This window comes from Mesorhizobium sp. M8A.F.Ca.ET.207.01.1.1 (genome assembly GCF_004794715.1).
Classification (GTDB): Bacteria; Pseudomonadota; Alphaproteobacteria; order Rhizobiales; family Rhizobiaceae; genus Mesorhizobium.
Genome location: NZ_SRUS01000018.1, coordinates 1 through 20050 on the forward strand (window position 1 = coordinate 1; position 20050 = coordinate 20050).

Here is a 20050-nt window from a genome sequence, read left to right on the forward strand (position 1 = left end):
ACGCTTCACCAGCATCGACCGTCGGCTGCTCAGCATGCGTGATGATGACGGCCTGGTCTCGCCGGGCGGTCCCGACGCCATTCGCCAGACGCTGCACCAGGGACGGCTGCGCAAGCTCGAGCGGATGCCTCGACGATGAGCTCGAAGCCACGCTGCGCCGCACCGGCGAACGCGGCGGACATCATCAAGACCATGCACCGCGAACTGACCGGCAAGGGGCTTGCCCGCAGTACCGCCGACTGGGTGATCCACGATCGAGCCGGCGAGCCCGTCCAGTCTCTCGTCGGTCGCGTTGTCGCGCGTGGACTGGCCGACGAGATCAATGACCGCCATTACATGATCGTCGACGCCGTCGACGGTAAGAGCCATTGGATCAACATCGGTAGAGGCGAGGCGACAGAACCGACGCCGCCGGCTGCATCGTGCATGTCACAGAAATGGTCGAGAAGGAGTGGCTTTGGCTGGCTGTCGATACAACGGCTTTGTCCTCGACGTTCTGGTGCAAAGCTGCAGAAATGCCAAGGCTGCAAAGCAGCTGATGCGCAGGCTCTGAAAAAGCAGGGCCATGCTCTGCGCGTGATGATCACCGACAAGCTCGGCTCCTCTGCCGTCGCCGGCATAGAGATCTTGTCGGAGGTCGAACATCACCGGCACAACGTTGCTTGACAATTGGCCGAAAACTCCCGCCTGCCTGTGCGACGACGAGAACGGATCACGAAGCGCTTCCAGTCACCACGCCAGCTTCAGCGGTTCGTCTCTATCCAAAACCCCATCGTCGATCTGTTCACTTCCCCGCCAATGTCTATCATCTTCCGACATTCGGGTCTGCGCAGCGCTGTCACAGAAAATACCGCGAAATCTCGCATGTCGCGCAGCTTGAAGTCTAACTTCGCTGGCCCGCTGTGCCGGCCTATCGGTGTTCCTCGGTGGCCAGGAGCCAGCGCCGACCTCCGCGGCCAGACCCACGTTGAGGTGCTAATTGACCCCAGTCGGAGTGGCTGGTCTAGGCCAAGCCGCCCTGTCTGATTGGGTGAGTCATCTCTCGATGGGTTTCGATCAGAAATCCACAAAAATGGTCCGTATGTTTCAATTAACCTGAGAAAATGGCGATCTATGGCAAGAGTTATCGTCGTATAGCTCCACCGTTCATCAGGCACAGCGGGAGAGATCGGCGAAATGCCGACGCCGACGCAGCAAGCTCTCAGGTACCCGAGACAGATTTGGGGATTCGCCGCGGGCCAGCCTCGCACCCGTTGCACCGTTCGGAGGTTAGAATGCCTAAAATAGTTGTCATCGGCGCCGGAATTGCCGGCGTGTCGACGACCTACGCATTGATAGAGCAAGGCTACGACGTAACTGTGGTCGAGCGGCGGCGCTATGCGGCGATGGAAACTTCATTCGCCAACGGTGGCCAGCTGTCCGCAAGCAATGCAGAAGTCTGGAATCACTGGTCCACCATCCTCAAAGGGATCAAGTGGATGCTTCGGCGGGATGCGCCGCTTCTTATGAACCCCACTCCGTCATGGCACAAGTACACCTGGCTGCTGGAATTCGTGTCCAATATTTCGCGATATCGCGAGAACACCATTGAAACGACCCGTTTGGCTATCGCGGCCCGTAAACACCTCTTCGATATCGCTGACCGAGAAGGGATCGATTTTGATCACGTCCGTCGCGGGATTCTGCATGTCTGTTGGGACAAAGCCGCCTTCGATCATGCGTTGAAGGTGAACGAGATGTTGAACGAGGGCGGCCTCGATCGTCGATCGGTGACGCCCGGCGAAATAGCCGGCATTGAACCTGCCCTGCATGGTAATTTTTATGGAGGATTTTACACCCCTTCGGATTCTACCGGCGACATCCACAAATATTGCGCGGGCTTGGAGAAGGCCTGCACAAAGCGTGGTGCCCAATTCATCTATGATGCTGCGGTAACTCGGATTGGACGCAGGGATCGCCTTGACCTCGCTTATACGACCGGTGGCGCCGATCAGACGCTGGAAGCCGACGGCATTGTAGTGTGTGCGGGAACGAACAGTCGCGATATCGCTGCGATGTTCGGGGATCGCGTCAACGTTTATCCGGTGAAAGGGTATTCAATTACGGTGGGGTTGGAGAGGTCTGCCTCAGATCTGGCACCTTGGGTAAGTATTCTGGACGACCGCGCAAAAATCGTGACCAGCCGCCTCGGCGCAGCGCGCCTGCGCGTAGCAGGCACCGCAGAGTTCAATGGTGTCAATTTCGACATCCGTGAGGATCGCATCAGACCTTTGGTAGACTGGACGCGTATGATGTTCCCGAAAGTGGCAACTGAGCACGTTGTGCCATGGGCGGGGCTTCGACCGATGATGCCAAATATGATGCCACGGGTCGGCAAGAGCCGGGTTCCGGGCGTGTTCTATAATACGGGTCACGGGCACCTAGGGTGGACGCTTTCTGCCGCTACGTCGGCGACGCTGGCCACAGTTGTGGCTACGGATCTTCCGGTCGATGCACGTTTGGCGGCATAGAGCCGCCTCTGTTATCAAGCTCAAGGGACTACAGATGACCAAACTGACATTGACATTTGCCAATTCAATCATTAGTCAGGCGTGCTTTACAGCAAACGGTAAGGGCCTGAAGCCCTGAGCATTGCGGTTCTCGATACTGGCGACCACTTGGTCGCGTTCCAGAAGCAAGTGGTGCTTCAATGCTCCGCTTTGAGATTGCATTCGGAAGGCTTACGGTGCCTTGGCCGCCGGATTCGGTTCACGCTGGCTCAACCAAGCGTCCGCAGACCGCCCTCACTTTGTAGCCGGGCTGACCGCTCACAGGCGGCCTGACTCAGGCAACCAGCGAAGCGCCTCGATCTTGCCGGGCCAGAGATCGGAGATCTGGCGGCCAATCAGGGCACATTTGCAATAGGGCCTGTGCCTCTGGCCCTATTTTGAAATGTTCCGCGCACTGGTTGCCCTTAGGTTGGTGGCTAAATGCTGCTGTCACGGCGCAAAACGTTTGGGAACAGGGTTAGAGATGGATCAGGAAGCCTCCTACGGCTTTGCGCCGACAGAGTTCGAAGAACGGGTCGCCCGGGCTCAGCGGTTAATGGGTCAACATCGCCTAGACGGCTTGTTGCTCACGTCGATGGACAACATCCGCTACTTCATCGGTGTCGATTCCACATTCTGGGAGAGCTATACCCGACCTTGGTTCGTGTTAATCCCTGCTACCGGTGCGCCCCTCGCAATCATTCCGGAGATCGGAAGGGCTATCATCGAGAAGACGTGGGTCAAGGAAATCAGATCCTGGCCTTCGCCTCGCCCAGAAGACGAGGGCACATCTCTTGTTGTCGAGGCGATATCGGGCCTACCCCGCCGACACGGACGCGTCGGAGCTGAACTTGGTTTCGAACTGCGACTGGGAATCCCGGTAACGCAATTGAATGCGATCAGCGGCGGTCTGAAAAGCGTCGAGATTATTGATGGCGCAAGCCTCATTTGGCAGCTTCGCATGATCAAGAGCCCGGCCGAGATCAGCAAAATCCAACAGGCCATCGACATCGCAGGTGCCGTATACGCCCAGGTGCCCGATTTCGTTAAGGTCGGCGATACCGAGCGTATGATCCTTCGGGAATTCCGCGGTCGCCTCAATGCTGGCGGCGCCGGCGCAATCCCAACCCTCATTTGCAGATCCGATGTCGGAGGGCCTTTCGAGATTACGGGCGGCCCAAGGGACCGGCCCATCGCTGATGGCGACCTGCTCTTCATCGACACAGGCACGACCTTCGACGGGTATTTCTGCGATTACGATCGCAATTACCAGATTGGCAGGGCTACAGATGCCCTACGGTATGCTCAGGAAAAGGTTTGGGAAGCGCACGAGACTGGGCTTCAAGCGGTAAGAGCGGGGCTTACTGCCGGATTTGTCTTTGAACAGATGGCCAAGGCACTCTCTTCGCGTGGTGCGGACCTCAACAGCAACGGACGCATGGGGCACGGCCTTGGGTTGCGGCTGACCGAGCCCCCGTCAATTCGACTGGAGGACGAGACAGTGTTGCAGCCAGGCATGGTGCTCTGCATTGAGCCTGCCTTGGAATACGAGCCAGGTAAAATCGTGCTGCACGAGGAAACAGTCGTGGTTACTGAAGGAAAGGCGCAACTGCTCACAGATCGGGCGCCGAAGCAGCTAGCGCAGATATGTTGATGGGGAAGAGACGCTGACGATTTGCGCTTTCCCCGAAGAGGTAGTTAGAGACCACCGATCATATGATCGAAAGTTCCTTAGCTACCTCCGCAAACGCCGTTACCGCATGGTCGATGTCCGCACTGGAATGCGCAGCCGACATCTGAGTGCGGATCCGCGCCTGGCCTTTCGGCACCACAGGAAATGAGAAGCCGATGACATAGATGCCGCGCTTCAGCATTCGCTGCGCCATCTCCTGCGCAAGGGCGGCATCGCCCAGCATCACCGGAATGATCGGATGATCGGCACCAGCAAGCGTAAAGCCCAGCCTACCCATTTGAGACCGGAAGCGTTCCGCATTGGCATATAGGCGCTCGCGTAGCGCGTCGCCATGCCGGATCAGCTCGAACACTTTCAGCGAGGCACCGGCAATCGCCGGCATCAGCGTGTTGGAGAAAAGATAGGGTCGCGATCGCTGGCGCAGCCAGTCGACCACCGGTTTTTTGCCCGATGTGTACCCCCCCGAGGCACCGCCCAGCGCCTTGCCGAGCGTGCCGGTGGTGATGTCCACCCTGCCCTCGACGCCACAATGTTCGGCCGAGCCACGACCGTTCTTGCCAACGAAGCCGACCGCGTGGCTATCGTCGACCATCACCACCGCATCGTATTTCTCGGCGAGGTCGCAGACCCCTCGCAGGTTGGCGATGATGCCGTCCATCGAGAACACGCCATCGGTGGCGATCAGCCGGAAACGGCAATCCTTCGCATCCTTCAGGCGCGCCTCGAGCTCGGCCATGTCGTTGTTGGCGTAGCGGAAGCGCTTTGTCTTCGACAGCCGCACACCGTCGATGATCGATGCGTGGTTCAGCGCATCGGAGATGATTGCATCCTCCTCACCGAACAGCGCCTCGAACAGGCCGCCATTGGCGTCGAAGCAGGAACCGTAGAGGATGGTCTCATCCATGCCGAGGAAGGCGGAAATCGTGGCTTCGAGCTCCTTGTGCTCTTCCTGGGTGCCGCAGATGAAGCGCACCGAGGCCATACCGTAGCCATATCGGTCGAGCGCCTGCTTGGCGGCCTCGCGCAGCTCAGGGCTGTCGGCGAGGCCGAGATAATTGTTGGCGCAGAAATTCAGCACCTTCTCGCCGCCGACCTCGATCTCGGCCGATTGGGTCGAGCTGATCACCCGCTCGGACTTGTAGAGCCCGGCTGATTTCAGGCCGGCGAGTCCGTTGGAGAGATGCAAGATGAAAGCGTCGGACATCGGCAAACTCACGGCAACACGGCCTTCCCCAATGGGAAGGCTTTTTCGACAAATATCGCGGCACTATCCGAAATTTACCGGGGTCGACCATGCGGGGTCGGCATGCTTCTCCCAATACAGATGTGTCAGCTGGCACGTCAGTCCACCGACCTTGCCGCCGCCTATCACGGTTTCGTCAATCTTGGACACGGGCATGATCCCGCCCGCTGTGGATGTGATGAAAACCTCATCGGCACCCTTCAGCTCGTCGCGATCAATGTCGCCGGCGCTGACAGAGAGGCCCAGTTCGCTGCATAGATCAAATACGGTCTGCCGGGTAATGCCGGCAAGGACGCCATAAGCCGGGGTCTTTAGACGGCCGGCTTTGACGATGAAAACGTTGAAGCCAGGCCCTTCGGCAATGTGATCGTTGATGTCGACAATCAATGCAGTTTCGGCACCGTAGTCATACGCATCAAACAGGCCTTTCACCAGATCGAGCCAGTGATAGTTCTTGATGGACGGATCGATCGACCTGGGCGGAATCCGAACGGTGTTGCTGATGGCGACGTGCAGGCCGCGCTCAAGCTGCTCTTTGTTCGCGACGGATCCGAACGGCACCGCGAATGCGATAAACCTATTCTCCGATTCCCGCGGGTCACGGCTAAAGGTGGGCGAGCCACCTCGCGTGCAGACCATTTCGACATATGCCGACTTGTGACCAGATAGCGCCACGCAGGTTGACAGAATCTTCTCGATCTCACTGCGGTTGTAGTGAAGCTTCATGCGGAGCTTTTCCATGCCGCGAAAGAACCGCTCCAGATGCAGGTCCAGCCTGAAGAACCGTCCGTTCCATACATGGACGGTGTCGTAGGTGGCATCGGAATGCAGAAAGCCCCAATCCAAGACGGATATTTTGGCTTCGGACATCGGCAGGTACTGACCGTCCATGAAGGCTACGCCATGAGGATACTGTCGTTGATCCAGGTGCCGTTGCTCTATGGTCGGGAGAGATGTTGCAGGTTCGGCTGCAGCAAGTGTCATTCCTGAGTCCTCCAAATCTTTCAATCCAGGCGCTTCGCACACCCGATCACGATTTACCGCCGCGAGACCGCCCAGCGGCTCCACGTCCCAGCAGTTCGAATGTTGGCGCACCTCGGACCACCCAGCACGCGGCGCGTGCCGGTGTCGACCCGACCGGGGCCATAAGCCCTTTGGTCCGACCACGGGTCACCCCGCGATCCAATTAAATCGCAGACTTCGATGCGCTGATTGCGATCAAAGTGGCGCGCCGGCCGAAATGCACGCTTCAAAAACCGGGTGGGAGTGGTGGAAACGTTCAGCCTTGAAGTGTCTACACTAGAACCCGGGGCTCAAACTTAACTCGGTCCAACGCAATCATGCTCTTGAACTTGCGCACATTGGGATTTGTGTAGAGTTTGGTCTTTACAAAAACGTCGAAGGCCTCGACGTCCTCCACCGCTACAATAAGAACGAAGTCGGCATCGCCTGTGATCATATAGCATTGAGTGACTTCTTTTGCCGTCCTCATCGCTCGCTTGAAGTCGTCGACGAGGTCCAAACGCTCACGGTCGAGTTCTACGGTGACGACCACTGTCAACGACTTCCCGAGCGCCTTGGGGTCGACTAAGGAGATATCAGCGGTCACAACCCCGTCGGCGCGTAACCTGTTGACCCGGCGCATGCATGAGGCAGCAGACGAACCCACGAGGTCCGCAAGCTCGGCAAACGACAGCCTGTTGTTCTTCTGAAGCGCCCCGAGTATCCGGCGGTCAAGATCATCTATCATCCCTGCACCTCAGATGCGAAACCATCATGTGGCATTAGCGATCCGAAATGCTCGTTGCAAGATCGGAGGCGTAACGAAACGCTACCCCATGCAAATGGAGCCATCATTGCAATCGTGATGGAAGCGTGATCGTTTCCTCTCATCCCAATGCGTGTTTTGACCAAAATATCCCAAATGTTTCCTGTAAATCTGCACAATGCCAGCCACATGGCGCTCCGTAGGACGACAGGCGCCGATGAATGGAGTCAGCATGTTCCAGAAGTTTTATCATCTGGCCGACGAGGCTACAGCTTGGCGCAGGCATCTTCATCAAAACCCCGAACTCGACTTCGCTGTGCATGAGACGGCACGTTTCGTCACGGAAAAGTTGGTGTCCTTTGGAATCAACTATATCGAAACCGGCATAGCCGGCACCGGCGTCGTCGCTTTCATCCAGGGCGAAGGCGGCGACGGGCCGACTATCGGCCTCCGTACAGATATGGACGCCTTGCCCATCCATGAAGTGTCTGGAAAGGATTGGTCCTCGAGGACCCCCGGGAAGATGCACGCCTGCGGTCACGACGGCCACACGGCGATGCTGCTTGGTGCTGCAAAGTACCTTTCCCAAAGAAGGAGTTTCAGAGGCACCGTCGCGCTTATCTTCCAGCCGGCCGAGGAGGTCGAATTGCCGTCGGGCGGGCTCAAGATGGTCGAAGACGGCTTTTTGGACCGTTTTGGCATCTCCCAGGTCTTCGGAATGCACAACTGGCCAGGGATCGATGTAGGCAAATTCGCGATCTGCGCAGGCTCGATGATGGCCTCCCAAGATGATTTCGATATCGTTGTAAAAGGTCGCGGCGGGCACGCTGCAGCCCCGCACCTTGCGGTCGATCCGGTCGTTATCGCCGCCCAAGTCATCACTGGCCTGCAAGGACTTGTGTCGCGCAGCACCGATCCAATCGAGTCGCTGGTAATTTCCGTCACGAAACTCAGGGCCTCGAATGCTTACAATGTGATCGCCGACGAAGTTGAACTGGCTGGAACCGTCCGCGCATTGGCCCCTTCCCTGCGTGACTTCGCCGAGACCCAGATCGAGCTCGTTGCGCGGAAAATCGCGCAAGCTTTCGGGGGCGACATTGCCTACCGGTACCGCCGATCGGTTCCAGCGGCAGTGAATGATAGCGCTGCCACTGCTCTTGCCATCCGTGCGGCTCAAGGCACCGGCGCGGCAGCGGTAGACGACAGATTGAGGCCGGCCATGGTTGCAGAAGATTTCGCTTACATGCTGCAGGCACGCCCAGGAGCCCTCATTTTCATCGGCAATGGCCCTTCGGCCGCTTTGCACAATGGCGCTTACGATTTTGACGATCACGCAATCCCGTACGGCGTGGCTTATTGGGTGAACGTCGTGGAGGCTGCCCTTGGAAAAGATGGCTAACATTTCAAAAAAGCTGGACTTATGGTTGGAACGTTTCGCCCATCCGGCACATTTGGCGAAATACCATGCAAAGAGTGCTCCATGATGCGCAAGTACGGTCGGTTGCATCTTTGCCACAGGCAGCCGCAATCAACCACGATCAATCGTGGCAGTAAGGGGTAGCAAAATGAAAACCAAAATGGGAACAGCCATTCTAGCAGCCGGTATTTCCTTGTTCGCAGGCGCCTACACGGTAACTGCAGGTCCACTTTCGGACCGCATCAGCGCCGGTCAGCCGATCCGGATCGGGTTCTCTAACGTGCCGATCTATGCCTTTCCGGACGACAAGGGCCAGCCAAAGGGGTTCGTGAACGACGTCGCGCTCGGCATTTTGAAAGACATGGGCCTGACCAATTTCGAGACCACCGTTACCGATTGGGGCGGCCTTATCCCCGGCCTGCAGGCCAACCGCTATGACATAATCACGGGTGGAATGTACATCCTGGGAAGCCGCTGCAAGAACGTTGCGTTTTCTGAGCCAATTGCGAAGACCGGTGATGCGTTTCTGGTGCCCGCCGGAAATCCCAAGGGCATCCACAACTACAAGGATATCCTTCAGAAGAACGCTGCATTCGTCACCTATTCAGGCGCAAACCTGATCGAGGCAGCAAAAAAGGAAGGCGTGAGCGACGACCAGATAACACAGGTGCCAGGACCGTCTGAGGTCCTGGCCGCGGTCAAATCGGGCCGCGCGGACGCCGGCGGTATGACCTATTTCGAAGTGAAGTCCATGGCGGATGGGTCGAACGGCCAGTTTGAAGCTACAAACCCCGCGGACCTGCCCGAATGGACACAGAACTGGGTGGGCATTGGGTTTCGCACGGAGGACGCTGATTTCTTGGCCAAGTTCAACGAGGCCTTGAAAAGATACGTTGGGACTCCTCGGATGATCGAGGCCATTAAGCCGTACGGCTTGTCCGAGGTTAATCTTCCGGGTCCCACCACGACCCAGTGGGCTTGCTCAAACCGGTAAGGTACAGCGGATGCGGGCACCCGCTGGGAGCCCGCATCCCGGTCCTGCTAGCGGATAGATTATGGGTTTTCTAGAGTTTCTTGCGCAGTACTGGCCCCGGTTGTTATCAGGCACCTGGGTGACGATCCTTATTTTTGCATGCTCGGCGGTTCTAAGCATCGCGTTATCGATGATCGCAGGCCTCTGCAAGCTTGCGCCAACGCCCCTTCTGCGAGCGGTCGCCGTTTGCTACGTCGAACTGTTCAGAGGCACGTCCCTATTGGTCCAGCTCTACTGGATCTTTTTCGTGCTTCCGCTCTTCGGCCTTACAATCGAGAAGTTTACCGCAGGGTGTTTGGCGATTGGCTTGAACATCGGGGCTTACGGCGCCGAACTGGTTAAGGGCGCCGTTCTTGCAGTGCCAAGGGGGCAGTGGGAAGCCGCATTGGCCATCAATATGGCTCCAGCCCAGCGGATGCGGCGCGTTATCCTCCCCCAGGCGCTGGTGATTGCATTGCCGGCCTGGGGCAATCTTTTGATCGAGTTGTTGAAGGCCACGGCCCTCGTGTCCCTAATATCGGTTTCGGACGTCATGTTCGAAGCCAAGCAGATCAACGGCCAGACATTTCTGTCGGCCCAGGTTTTCGGCGCAGCGCTGGTCATCTACTACATATTGGCGAGATTCTTGCTGACTCCCGGTATGCGCAGTCTCGAGAAGCGAATGCGCTCCAAGTTGGGCTCAGCTTGAGTCATGTTCAAATGGGACTGGGATTTCACCTGGCAAATCTTACCGCGGTTGATACACGCCACGGGCAACACCCTCATTGCCGCACTGTCCGGCTATGCTATTGCTATGGTGCTGGGTCTGGCACTTGCCCTTGTTCAGCGTGGCAATGCTACAGTCCTGCGTTGGCTCATTCGTGAACTGATAGAGTTTATCCGCTCGACACCGCTCCTCGTTCAGGTTTTTTTTGTTTTCTACGTTGCCCCACAATTTGGAGTTCGGCTGAGTCCATGGGTATCAGGGATGCTAGCCATCGGGCTCCACTATGCCTGCTACCTGTCCGAAGTCTATCGCGGCGGGATCGAAGGGGTCGCCCATGGGCAATGGGAGGCGGCAACCGCGCTGAACATGTCCACCAAACAGACCTATGTTCGAATCGTCATCCCTCAGGCAATCCCGCTCTGCATTCCAGGAATGGGTAACTATCTGGTTGGTATATTCAAAGACACCCCGATGCTCTCGGTGATAGGTGTCGCAGAGCTGATGCACACGGCCAACGCTATTGGAACCGAGAATTACCGTTTCCTAGAGCCTTACACTTCGGTCGGAGTGATATTCCTAGCGATTTCATTGCCTTCAGCCGGCTTGGTGAACCTATTGGAACGGTATCTCCGCCATAGGTTAGGAACTTAACATGACCAACCTTATGAACATGCCCCTGCAACTCACTGGCGATACCACGCCCGTCGTGAGTTTCAGAAAGGTGCGAAAGGCCTACGGGCCGATCGTTGTGCTTGAAGACCTGAACCTTGATGTGGCGGCAGGAGAAACGGTCACCATCGTAGGCCCGTCAGGATCAGGCAAGACAACCGTATTGAGAGTCTTGATGACACTGGAGACAATCAATGGAGGATGTATTTACGTCGATGGAAAGCCCCTGACCCACATGGAAAAGAATGGAGTGCTGGTCCCGGCTAGTCAAAAATACATTCGCAGCCGCCGCTCCGATATCGGCATGTGCTTTCAGCATTTCAATCTTTTTCCCCACATGACTGCCCTGGAGAATTGCATGGAGGGCCCGGTTCAGGTGTTAAACATGCCAAAAGCCGAGGCTCGCGACCGCTGTGTCGAGTTGCTCGAAATGGTCGGCATGCTTCATAAAATGGATCAGCACCCCTCGAGGCTGTCAGGCGGCCAGCAGCAGCGCGTAGCAATCGCCCGCGCGCTAGCAATGCGACCGAAGGTTATGCTGTTTGACGAGGTCACATCCGCGCTTGACCCAGAAGTTATTGGTGAGGTCACTAACGTCATCAGGAAGCTCGTCGCGGAACATAACCTGACCATGCTGATGGTGACGCATCAGATGGGGTTCGCCCGCGATATTTCTGACAGGGTGTGTTTCTTCTACGGCGGCAAGATTGAGGAACAAGGTACCCCAGCAGAGTTATTCTCAAACCCGCAAAGGGAGAGGACCCAGCAGTTTCTTCGCGCCGTAAAGGAAGCCATCTGATCAGGATCGGCCTCGCCCAAAATGATTGACGCGGGCTCAAAATGGCTCGAGAAGCGGCCAACGCTCTTTGCCTTTAACTTCGCTGGACGGTCCCTCCTGTAGATCCGTTTCATGCCACGCAAGACTATGCAGAGCCTATTTCAACCGGCATCATCTTTTGACACGTATGCAGGCCATGCATGGCCTAATTTGCACCTGGTCACGCTTCCCCATGATCGTGCCTAGCGATCAGACGAAGCTACGTAGCGCCTGTTGAGAGCCCTAGGGCGGGCTTGTGACGGCTTGGCAATGCATGGGGCGTTAGAGGTGGAAACGTGGTGCGTGGTTGTGTCGGGCGAACAGCAGCGTACGCGCAGCTTCAACGCCACCCTTGGAGCCGTTCTCCCGAAAGCATCCCGCGATTGGTGTACGGATACTCTCGCAACCTGGAACCGATAAGACACTATTTTGATCAAGGAACGCCATCATGACACCTGCCTTGACGCCGATTTCTTCCCCCGATTGGTCGATGCTATCGCTGGCAGACGTGGACCCGTTCCCAAGTTACGATGAACTCAGGAGGCGCGGCCCCTTGGTGTGGGACCCCGGCATGAACTGCTGGCTCGCCGTCAGTTACGATGCCTGCAAAATTACGGAATCCGATGAAGAAACTTTCCGGATCATGTACGTCGACGCATCGCCGAAGACGCTCGAGATCAATGGCGGGGCGACCGGCGTATCGGTGATGACCGGTGAGAAACACGCGGCCATGCGGCGGGTTTATCTCAAGCTTCTCAGCCCCAGTGCCATGACAAAATACCGAGTTGACCACGTGTTGCCCGTTATCAACGATGCGATAGACCGCTTCCAGAAAAGGGGCGGTGCTGAACTCGTCACTGAGTATGCGCAGGCCATTCCAGAGCGGGTAATGGCCTCAATGTTCGGGCTCCCGTGGAAGGACGATGCGCTCGTCACGCAGGTTGCGGAGTGGCACAAGGATATCGTGGCTTGGATCGGTATGAAAAATGCCGGCGGCGAATTGATGCAAAAAGCTCAGCATGCGTCGGACAAGCTGAACGAGCTGTTCCTTCCCCTCGTCCTGGAACGAAAAGACAAGCGCGGAGACGATTTCATAAGCTTGCTCTGGTCGCAGGGCGAGAAAGATTATCCTGGCCTCGGGGTAACGGAAGTTCTCCATAATACACGAGATTCTGCCATTGGCTCAGGAGAAACGACGGCAAATGCCATTGCCAACGCGGTCTACCTTTATCTGACTAATCCCGAAGCCCGGCGTGCAATCACAAACGATCAGGGAGCAACCCTCAACGTCTTCGTGGAAGAGACCCTGCGGCTTTTGGGATCCGTGCAATGGCGCTTCCGCGTAGCGAACCACGACGTATCGGTCTTGGGTGTTTCGGTGAAGAAGGACGACGTGATTTGCAATCTGCACGCGGCCGCGAACCGCGATCCGGAACACTATAGTTGTCCACACGCCCTGGATCTCACCAGAAAAGCGCCGAATGACCATCTGGCCCTGAACGTTGGCCCGCGGCTCTGCGCAGGCATGCACTTTGCCCGGCTTTTAATGCGTGAAGGCATGAAGGGCCTTATCGAACGGCTTCCCGAGCTACGGCTTGATCCGTCCATGGAGCCGCCACGCTTTAGGAACTATTCCCATCGTTCCTACGGACCACTCAACGTTCTATTTTGAGGTAAATCAGGGTGAGAATAGTCGTATACGACCAGGGCGGCGCAAGAGTCGAAATCCGTGATGTAGCCGGACAAACTCTTATGAGCGTTATCCGCGATGCAGGCCTCAACATCACGGCCCAATGCGGCGGCTGTGCGGCATGCGCGACGTGCCACGTATATGTGGAAGATGAATGGACCAGCAAGCTAAAGCCAGTCAGCGATGTTGAAGATGCCATGCTGGACATCGCTGAAGAGCGGCAGGAGAACTCTCGACTCTCTTGTCAAGTCAAGCTGACTGAAGATCTCGACGGTTTGACCGTGAGGCTGGCACCTGGTTCCGGATTCTAGCGCAAGCCTATCACCTCTTGCGGCCCTTTTTTGCAGCAATCCAACGACGGCGGAAGCACGCCTTATGCGAAAGAGACTACTGATAGTCGGGGGCTCATACGCCGCATCCGAGTTGGCGTGCCAGGCGCGTGAGAGCGGCTATGCGGAAGAGATCTTGATCGTTAGTGATGAAGGCGACCTTCCATACCATAGGCCGCCCCTTTCCAAGTCCTATCTCAAGGACCCTGGTGAGGAGCTCATGCCTCTAAGGGCAGAAGCCTTCTACAGGGACAAGGCCATTGAAGTAGAGCTGGGCTCGAAAGTCGTCGCGATTGACGGGCGTGGGAATCGTGCCACCCTGTCCAACGACGTTGTCATACCATTCGACACCCTGGCCCTGACAACAGGCGCCCGTGCGCGCACGCTGCCCGGCCTCGAAACATGCCCCGGCAACCTGCACTACGTTCGCAGCGTTGCAGATGCCCGAAATCTTCGCTTGGCAATCCCTGGTGCGGAAAAGGTAGTGATTATCGGCGCAGGGTTCATTGGTCTCGAAGTCGCATCTGCCCTTGTTCGGCAAAACAAACACGTAACGGTAGTGGAAGCTGCGGACCGGGTTCTGGCTCGCGCGGTATCCCCGGAACTTTCGAGATTGCTGTCGGCAATTCACGCACAAAACGGGGTGAACCTAATCACTTCCCGTAAGGTGCGCCCGATCATTGGCCCCAGCGGCCAGATCAATCGTCTCGAAATGGACGACAGCTTGATCCTGAAAGCGGATATCGTCGTTGTTGGGGTCGGCTCTCAGCCCAATCTCGAGCTCGCGCAGCAGCTCGAGTTGCATGTGGGAAACGGGATTATTGTCGACAATAGGTCGCGCACCTCCAAGAGCAACGTATTTGCAGCGGGAGACTGCGCCACGTTCGCTGGTGAGTTCAACCGCGCGGGGATCCGCCTTGAATCGGTGCAGAACGCGATCGATCAGGCCCGCATAGCCGGCAACGCGATAGCTGGAGGAGACAAAGTCTACCACGCCGTACCTTGGTTCTGGTCCGATCAGTACGAGTCGAAAATCCAGATTGCGGGTCTATCTAGCGAGACGACCCATTCTGAATCGCGGCGCGGAGAGAAATCGGATGTTTCTGTGTTTCATTTCCGCGACGACGTCTGCGTCAGCGTTGAAAGCGTTAATCGTCCCCGAGACCACATGGCAGCGCGCCGCCTTCTGGCGGGCGGTAAGGACATTACCAGACGGCGTCTTCAAGAGGTTGATTTCAATATATCGGCCCTCCTAAACGCCTAGGCGTCCATAATACCAAGAGGCAGCATCATGTCTACTTCAGCTCAGTTAGCGTTGCATGATGAGATATTCTCTGTCGCCAGCGTGGCACAGGGCGTGCCCGCTTGCACTGAAGCTGAGTGTCTGGCGTACGGCAATGGTGTTTGGGTTGAGGTCGAGGGAATATGCGACTGTATCCGCCACTGGTCGTCCGGTTTGTCCAATCGGACCCCAATGGCAGTGTTCTACATACATGGCGATCGCTTGTGGTTTGGAGAACCTGCGGGGTACGAGGACAACAGCGTTGCGAGGCAGCAGACCTATGCGAATATGACAGCGTCTTCGCTCGGAATGCCGTTCGTCAAGATCGCCCGGCCGGGACTCTATGGGTCGTCGGGCAAACACAGTTTGGCTCGCCAGATGCGCGAGATGGAGCTCGTTGCGGGGGCTGTTCGACAGCTTATCGCACGCCATAATATCAAGCGTTACGGATTTGCGGGACAGTCCGGCGGCGGTAGTGTAGCCAGTTATTTGCTGACGCAATTTCCGGACGTAGAATGTGTCGCATTTTCAGCCGCTTGCCTGTCCCTGGATGGGCTGCGCAGGGGTAGCCTGGAGCGCAGTGGGTACGATGGAGCGGATAATATCTATGACCCGGTTGTGCATCTGTCCAAGATCGCGATGAATCCTCGCCGTCGCTTGTTTGTCATTGGTGATGAAAAGGATGAGTCAGCGCTATTTTTGAACCTGGAGGACTACTATCAGGCTGCGAAGGCGCTAGGCCACGATGTCACTCTCATCCGAACCGAAGCTCTCGGTAACAACCATGTCCTGGACGCCACAGGCCAGCACGCGGTGGCGTGGGCTTTGAAGGGACTGTCCACGAAACAGATCGAAAAGAAAATCGCCAGCAAAGAAATCGTGGGTTAAACGGTGGCTGGCTGAGACAAACGAGGAGATCTACCAAGTTGCTCATATTTGCAATGTGAGTATGCCTGTTCCGTGCCCAGGCAGCTTTTGCAGAAACGCTGCCGGCAATTAGCTGATATCAGTTGATCAGGGACACCAAGAGACATCCGTGTTAGTCAGTCACATGACATGTCGAAGCGAACAAGCCAGTAGCCAAGATTAAGGATATAAATCATGAAAACGCGCGCCGCTGTCGCTGTCGCCGCCGGAAAGCCGCTGGAGATCATGGAGGTCGATCTCGACGGCCCACGTGAGGGCGAGGTGCTGGTCGAGATCAAGGCGACCGGCATCTGCCACACCGACGAATTCACGCTGTCTGGCGCCGATCCGGAAGGCCTATTTCCGGCGATTCTGGGCCATGAGGGCGCCGGCGTGGTCGTCGATATCGGCAAGGGCGTCACCTCGCTCAAGAAGGGCGACCACGTCATCCCGCTCTACACGCCCGAATGCCGCCAGTGCCATTCCTGCCTGTCGCGAAAAACCAATCTGTGCACGGCCATCCGCGCCACCCAGGGCCAGGGCCTGATGCCCGATGGTTCATCGCGCTTCTCGATCGGCAAGGACAAGATCTTTCACTATATGGGCTGCTCGACTTTCTCCAATTTCACCGTGCTGCCCGAGATCGCGCTGGCCAAGGTCAACCCCGACGCGCCCTTCGACAAGATCTGCTACATCGGCTGCGGCGTCACCACCGGTATCGGCGCTGTGATCAACACTGCCAAGGTCGAGATCGGCGCGACAGCCGTGGTCTTCGGCCTCGGCGGTATCGGCCTCAACGTCATACAGGGCCTGAAACTTGCCGGCGCCGACATGATCATCGGCGTCGATTTGAACAACGACAAGCAGGAATGGGGCGAGCGGTTCGGCATGACGCATTTCGTCAATCCGAAGGAGATCGACGGCGATGTCGTGCCCCACCTCGTCAACATGACCAAGCGTGGCGCCGACCAGATCGGCGGCGCCGACTACACATTCGACTGCACCGGCAGCACCAAGGTGATGCGCCAGGCGCTGGAAGCCTCGCATCGCGGCTGGGGCAAGTCGGTCGTCATCGGCGTCGCCGGTGCCGGCCAGGAGATCTCGACGCGGCCGTTCCAACTGGTCACCGGCCGCACCTGGATGGGAACCGCCTTCGGCGGCGCGCGCGGCCGCACCGACGTGCCGAAGATCGTCGACTGGTACATGGCCGGCAAGATCGAGATCGATCCGATGATCACCCACACGCTGAAGCTCGAGGACATCAACAGGGGTTTTGACCTCATGCATGAAGGCAAGTCGATCAGGAGTGTGGTGGTTTACTGAGGAGGAGAAAGCCGCCGGCTAACCAGCCAGCGGCCGAAAAATGCAGATGCTCAACACGGGAGGAGACAAAATGCCGGAAAAACTGCATCCTAAAATCGACAATGGACTGCCACGGGAAAAGCCCGACTTTGCCGGCGGCACGCTGGTCTGCGCCTGCACCAGCAACCCGGTCAAGGTGAAGGTCAAGGGCCAGATCGCCCACAACCATGCCTGCGGCTGCACCAAATGCTGGAAGCCGGAAGGCGCATTGTTCTCGGTCGTGGCGGTTGCCGCTACAAACGACGTGACCGTGACCGAAAACGGCGACAAGCTGAAGGTGGTCGATCCGGGCGCGCTGATCCTGCGCCATGCCTGCACGGGCTGCGGCGTCCACATGCACGGCCCGGTCGAGCGCGACCATCCGTTCAAGGGCCTGTCCTTCATCCATCCGGAACGCTTCCAGGAAGACGGCTGGTCGCCGCCGGGCTTCACCGCCTTTGTCTCGTCGATCATTGAATCCGGTGTCGATCCGAGCCGCATGGACGGCATAAGGTCACAGCTGAAGTCGATCGGGCTCGAACCTTATGATTGCCTCAATCCAGGACTGATGGACTATATCGCCACCTGGACGGCTAAGAAGTCTGGCGCACTGCGGGCCTGAAACGTTGCGATAGGGCCGGGTACTGTCCGGCCCTTGCGCAACGCTGGAATTCACACACCGGGTGGAAAGAAGTATCATATGGGACTTTCTCCAGCCAAGAAAGCACGATGCAGGTCCGCAAAGAAAACGCAGACAAACACCTTCAGTACCCCGCCGCGCTCGACGGGGCTACGATGCCTCTTATTTCGATGGTGCGCGGACGTTAGCTTCTTCTATTTACTAAGGGGTCGGAAATGGTGCAATCGACCAGCCGATTAAGTCCACAGCCTCCTGAAGTATCGCCTCGGTCTGCGCACGGGTGGCTGAAGCGGCGATGACACATCCGATCCAGTCTCCGAGATCGCCTTTCCTAACGATGGGCGTCTTGGGTTCAACATAAAACGTGACCTCGGCTACCCCCGGTATGGCAGCCGCCCGACTGTCGCCACTGATCCAATCGAGAGTGCCATCGCGATCAGGTATCAAAAAACGCGCGGCCGCAGTGCGCGAATGCATTCTGCGCAAATTCGATTCCTCGCCGATGACAAGCTTGATGTGCTCGGTGACGAGATCGAGCCCGTAAGTGAGCTGAACCAGTTGAGGACCGGGCACACCACCAAGACGCGGGTTAACTTCAATAACCACAGGGCCACGGTTCGTCCAACGGAATTCTATGCAGGTGGGTCCCCAACCAAGGCCGAGAGCGCGCAAACAGGTCAGGGAAAGTTCAACAATCCGCTCTTGCTCTTCATCAGTCAGTAGGGCCGGTAGGGTGTATTCACGAAAGACGAAGTACGGCTCGGGGCCGACCTCACCGCCGTAAATCCCGATGACCTCATCTCCCATTATCTCGGAGCAATAGTAGGGACCTTGCGCGAATTCTTCGACCAGGATCCTGGGTGAAAACCGCCATACGTGCTTCCCACCCAATAGATAAGTCGTATGTTCCTTTAACTCATCGACGTTTCGGCACAACCGGACCCCGCTGCTGGCGTTGCCTACCGCTGGCTTAAGAACCACCGGCAGGCCGATTTCGGCGGCGGCGCTTTTAACGTCCGCCGCATCCGCTGCCAAGCGATAAAGAGGGAGGGGAACGCCAGCCTCCGCAAGAAGCTGAAGTTGAATAAATTTGTCGGAGCACTGTTCAATCGATGCCGGGTTCGGTCCAGGTAGATCGAAATGCCGACAGAGCCTGCCAGCTGTCGCATAGACCCATTCGCCGGGGTTCGGAAAGCCGGTAATGCCGGCAATGTCATAGTTCTCAGCCAGGCGGGAACATTCGCGGATTAGCGCATCGAGATTGTCTGTATCCACACATATCGCCTCTATGCCTTCCGCCGCAAGATAGTCGTACCGAGTTGGATCAGATGACATAACAAATGGTAAAAGATCAAGATTCTTAGCCGCTTTGACGTATCGGGAACCATTACTTGAAGATTCAATGAAGATGAGCGCTCTTCTTGCCACTTGTTTCGACCTCCAATATTTCGTGCTGTGCGGCTATCCTGGGATAATTCGGCGCAGCTCTTGGCCGTGCGGGCCTTGAACAATGCGGTGAACATACCCTTTTCAGTTCACTGCGGTCGCAAAAAGTCTGTAAATTAAGTTGAAGGATCTGTTGCAACCGATCGAAGGCGGCGATCGGCACGGTCTGGAGGGTGGCTCATGTGGCGGCGCATGATGTAATTAGATCTGGTGGACAATCGACGCAGGGCTGAGTAGCGGAGATGCTGCGCTCGAAGCGGGAGTGTAGCAGGCTACTTCAAGATTGGCGGCTTTTTCGGCAGGGCAACAACCATCGGAATTGACCGGTCAACTTCCTCCTGGAGGCAAGATCGGTGCCGACATGGCGCAAATTCCCCGCCTTTTCAGCACCCTGATTTTTAATGCCGCAGATTATGCCCAATCATTCCGTCGAACGATACGCATGTTAATCCCCCGATGAGGTTGATAATTCTGAGTTAGAGATGTGGGATGGCGTGTTCCCCGGGGGGCGGACTGCATCCAGCAGATGGGCAGCCTCCGGC

General features: G+C 57.0%; 18 protein-coding genes and 1 pseudogene. 15 read left to right on the forward strand and 4 right to left on the reverse strand.

Annotated features, from left to right (window positions below):
* The first annotated feature begins 192 nt into the window (after positions 1 to 192).
* The 4 genes and pseudogenes from EN850_RS37935 to EN850_RS31745 all read left to right on the forward strand — a co-directional run bounded on the left by EN850_RS37935 (position 193) and on the right by EN850_RS31745 (position 4182).
* Complete coding sequence (locus EN850_RS37935) at positions 193 to 666, forward strand: DUF3363 domain-containing protein (protein WP_348631115.1); 474 nt, start codon at positions 193 to 195, stop codon at positions 664 to 666.
* A 608-nt stretch (positions 667 to 1274) separates the two neighbouring features.
* The gene (locus tag EN850_RS31735) at positions 1275 to 2510 is read left to right on the forward strand and encodes a D-amino acid dehydrogenase (protein WP_127309732.1); all 1236 of its coding nucleotides are present in this window, start codon (positions 1275 to 1277) and stop codon (positions 2508 to 2510) included.
* A gap of 34 nt (positions 2511 to 2544) precedes the next feature.
* Positions 2545 to 2805, forward strand: a pseudogene (locus EN850_RS37940) (heme-binding protein); the annotation flags it as partial.
* A 207-nt stretch (positions 2806 to 3012) separates the two neighbouring features.
* A complete protein-coding gene (locus tag EN850_RS31745; protein WP_127309733.1) occupies positions 3013 to 4182 on the forward strand; it encodes a Xaa-Pro peptidase family protein in 1170 nt (389 codons plus the stop codon).
* 58 nt (positions 4183 to 4240) lie between these two features.
* Here the strand turns inward: EN850_RS31745 and EN850_RS31750 are convergent, their stop codons facing one another.
* The 3 genes from EN850_RS31750 to EN850_RS31760 all read right to left on the reverse strand — a co-directional run bounded on the left by EN850_RS31750 (position 4241) and on the right by EN850_RS31760 (position 7214).
* On the reverse strand, positions 4241 to 5425 hold the full coding sequence (locus EN850_RS31750) for a glycine C-acetyltransferase (protein WP_127309734.1): 1185 nt from the start codon (positions 5423 to 5425) through the stop codon (positions 4241 to 4243).
* 63 nt (positions 5426 to 5488) lie between these two features.
* Positions 5489 to 6448, reverse strand: coding sequence for an aminotransferase class IV (locus EN850_RS31755; protein WP_245463536.1), 960 nt, complete (start codon positions 6446 to 6448; stop codon positions 5489 to 5491).
* 310 nt (positions 6449 to 6758) lie between these two features.
* Complete coding sequence (locus EN850_RS31760) at positions 6759 to 7214, reverse strand: Lrp/AsnC family transcriptional regulator (protein ID WP_127309735.1); 456 nt, start codon at positions 7212 to 7214, stop codon at positions 6759 to 6761.
* A 250-nt stretch (positions 7215 to 7464) separates the two neighbouring features.
* Between EN850_RS31760 and EN850_RS31765 the strand changes: the two genes are divergently transcribed.
* The 11 genes from EN850_RS31765 to gfa all read left to right on the forward strand — a co-directional run bounded on the left by EN850_RS31765 (position 7465) and on the right by gfa (position 18044).
* A complete protein-coding gene (locus tag EN850_RS31765) occupies positions 7465 to 8631 on the forward strand; it encodes an amidohydrolase (protein WP_245478204.1) in 1167 nt (388 codons plus the stop codon).
* A 166-nt stretch (positions 8632 to 8797) separates the two neighbouring features.
* Positions 8798 to 9643, forward strand: coding sequence for a transporter substrate-binding domain-containing protein (locus EN850_RS31770; protein WP_127309737.1), 846 nt, complete (start codon positions 8798 to 8800; stop codon positions 9641 to 9643).
* Positions 9644 to 9704: 61 nt separating this feature from the next.
* Positions 9705 to 10370: an ectoine/hydroxyectoine ABC transporter permease subunit EhuC gene (ehuC, locus tag EN850_RS31775; RefSeq protein ID WP_127309738.1), complete on the forward strand. Its 666-nt coding sequence runs from the start codon at positions 9705 to 9707 to the stop codon at positions 10368 to 10370.
* A gap of 3 nt (positions 10371 to 10373) precedes the next feature.
* Entirely contained in the window at positions 10374 to 11039 is a 666-nt protein-coding gene (gene ehuD / locus EN850_RS31780; protein ID WP_127309739.1) for an ectoine/hydroxyectoine ABC transporter permease subunit EhuD, read from the forward strand.
* A gap of 1 nt (position 11040) precedes the next feature.
* Positions 11041 to 11856 carry an ectoine/hydroxyectoine ABC transporter ATP-binding protein EhuA gene (gene ehuA / locus EN850_RS31785; protein WP_127309740.1) on the forward strand — a complete coding sequence of 272 codons (816 nt, stop codon included), beginning with the start codon at positions 11041 to 11043 and terminating at the stop codon, positions 11854 to 11856.
* Between the two features lie 466 nt (positions 11857 to 12322).
* Positions 12323 to 13546 (forward strand): cytochrome P450, encoded by a 1224-nt coding sequence (locus EN850_RS31790; protein ID WP_127309741.1) that lies wholly within the window; start codon positions 12323 to 12325, stop codon positions 13544 to 13546.
* Positions 13547 to 13557: 11 nt separating this feature from the next.
* Positions 13558 to 13875, forward strand: a complete 318-nt coding sequence (locus tag EN850_RS31795; RefSeq protein ID WP_127309742.1) for a 2Fe-2S iron-sulfur cluster-binding protein — start codon at positions 13558 to 13560, stop codon at positions 13873 to 13875.
* 64 nt (positions 13876 to 13939) lie between these two features.
* Positions 13940 to 15157 (forward strand): FAD-dependent oxidoreductase, encoded by a 1218-nt coding sequence (locus tag EN850_RS31800; RefSeq protein ID WP_127309743.1) that lies wholly within the window; start codon positions 13940 to 13942, stop codon positions 15155 to 15157.
* Positions 15158 to 15184: 27 nt separating this feature from the next.
* Positions 15185 to 16063 (forward strand): hypothetical protein, encoded by an 879-nt coding sequence (locus EN850_RS31805; RefSeq protein ID WP_127309744.1) that lies wholly within the window; start codon positions 15185 to 15187, stop codon positions 16061 to 16063.
* 213 nt (positions 16064 to 16276) lie between these two features.
* A complete protein-coding gene (locus EN850_RS31810) occupies positions 16277 to 17404 on the forward strand; it encodes an S-(hydroxymethyl)glutathione dehydrogenase/class III alcohol dehydrogenase (protein WP_127309745.1) in 1128 nt (375 codons plus the stop codon).
* 70 nt (positions 17405 to 17474) lie between these two features.
* Positions 17475 to 18044: an S-(hydroxymethyl)glutathione synthase gene (gene gfa / locus EN850_RS31815; RefSeq protein WP_127309746.1), complete on the forward strand. Its 570-nt coding sequence runs from the start codon at positions 17475 to 17477 to the stop codon at positions 18042 to 18044.
* Between the two features lie 219 nt (positions 18045 to 18263).
* Here the strand turns inward: gfa and EN850_RS31820 are convergent, their stop codons facing one another.
* Positions 18264 to 19490 carry an acetyl-CoA carboxylase biotin carboxylase subunit family protein gene (locus EN850_RS31820; RefSeq protein ID WP_127309747.1) on the reverse strand — a complete coding sequence of 409 codons (1227 nt, stop codon included), beginning with the start codon at positions 19488 to 19490 and terminating at the stop codon, positions 18264 to 18266.
* Positions 19491 to 20050 lie beyond the last annotated feature (560 nt).

Bases quoted from the DNA above. Each gene is read 5' to 3' on its own strand.
- ehuC (WP_127309738.1), top strand. From the start codon at position 9,705: ATGGGTTTTCTAGAGTTTCTTGCGCAGTACTGGCCCCGGTTGTTATCA.
- EN850_RS37935 (WP_348631115.1), top strand. From the start codon at position 193: ATGCACCGCGAACTGACCGGCAAGGGGCTTGCCCGCAGTACCGCCGAC.
- EN850_RS31810 (WP_127309745.1), top strand. From the start codon at position 16,277: ATGAAAACGCGCGCCGCTGTCGCTGTCGCCGCCGGAAAGCCGCTGGAG.
- EN850_RS31745 (WP_127309733.1), top strand. From the start codon at position 3,013: ATGGATCAGGAAGCCTCCTACGGCTTTGCGCCGACAGAGTTCGAAGAA.
- gfa (WP_127309746.1), top strand. From the start codon at position 17,475: ATGCCGGAAAAACTGCATCCTAAAATCGACAATGGACTGCCACGGGAA.
- EN850_RS31755 (WP_245463536.1), bottom strand. From the start codon at position 6,448: ATGACACTTGCTGCAGCCGAACCTGCAACATCTCTCCCGACCATAGAG.
- EN850_RS31765 (WP_245478204.1), top strand. From the start codon at position 7,465: ATGTTCCAGAAGTTTTATCATCTGGCCGACGAGGCTACAGCTTGGCGC.
- EN850_RS31800 (WP_127309743.1), top strand. From the start codon at position 13,940: ATGCGAAAGAGACTACTGATAGTCGGGGGCTCATACGCCGCATCCGAG.
- EN850_RS31790 (WP_127309741.1), top strand. From the start codon at position 12,323: ATGACACCTGCCTTGACGCCGATTTCTTCCCCCGATTGGTCGATGCTA.
- EN850_RS31750 (WP_127309734.1), bottom strand. From the start codon at position 5,425: ATGTCCGACGCTTTCATCTTGCATCTCTCCAACGGACTCGCCGGCCTG.
- ehuD (WP_127309739.1), top strand. From the start codon at position 10,374: ATGTTCAAATGGGACTGGGATTTCACCTGGCAAATCTTACCGCGGTTG.
- EN850_RS31805 (WP_127309744.1), top strand. From the start codon at position 15,185: ATGTCTACTTCAGCTCAGTTAGCGTTGCATGATGAGATATTCTCTGTC.
- EN850_RS31735 (WP_127309732.1), top strand. From the start codon at position 1,275: ATGCCTAAAATAGTTGTCATCGGCGCCGGAATTGCCGGCGTGTCGACG.
- EN850_RS31760 (WP_127309735.1), bottom strand. From the start codon at position 7,214: ATGATAGATGATCTTGACCGCCGGATACTCGGGGCGCTTCAGAAGAAC.
- ehuA (WP_127309740.1), top strand. From the start codon at position 11,041: ATGACCAACCTTATGAACATGCCCCTGCAACTCACTGGCGATACCACG.
- EN850_RS31770 (WP_127309737.1), top strand. From the start codon at position 8,798: ATGAAAACCAAAATGGGAACAGCCATTCTAGCAGCCGGTATTTCCTTG.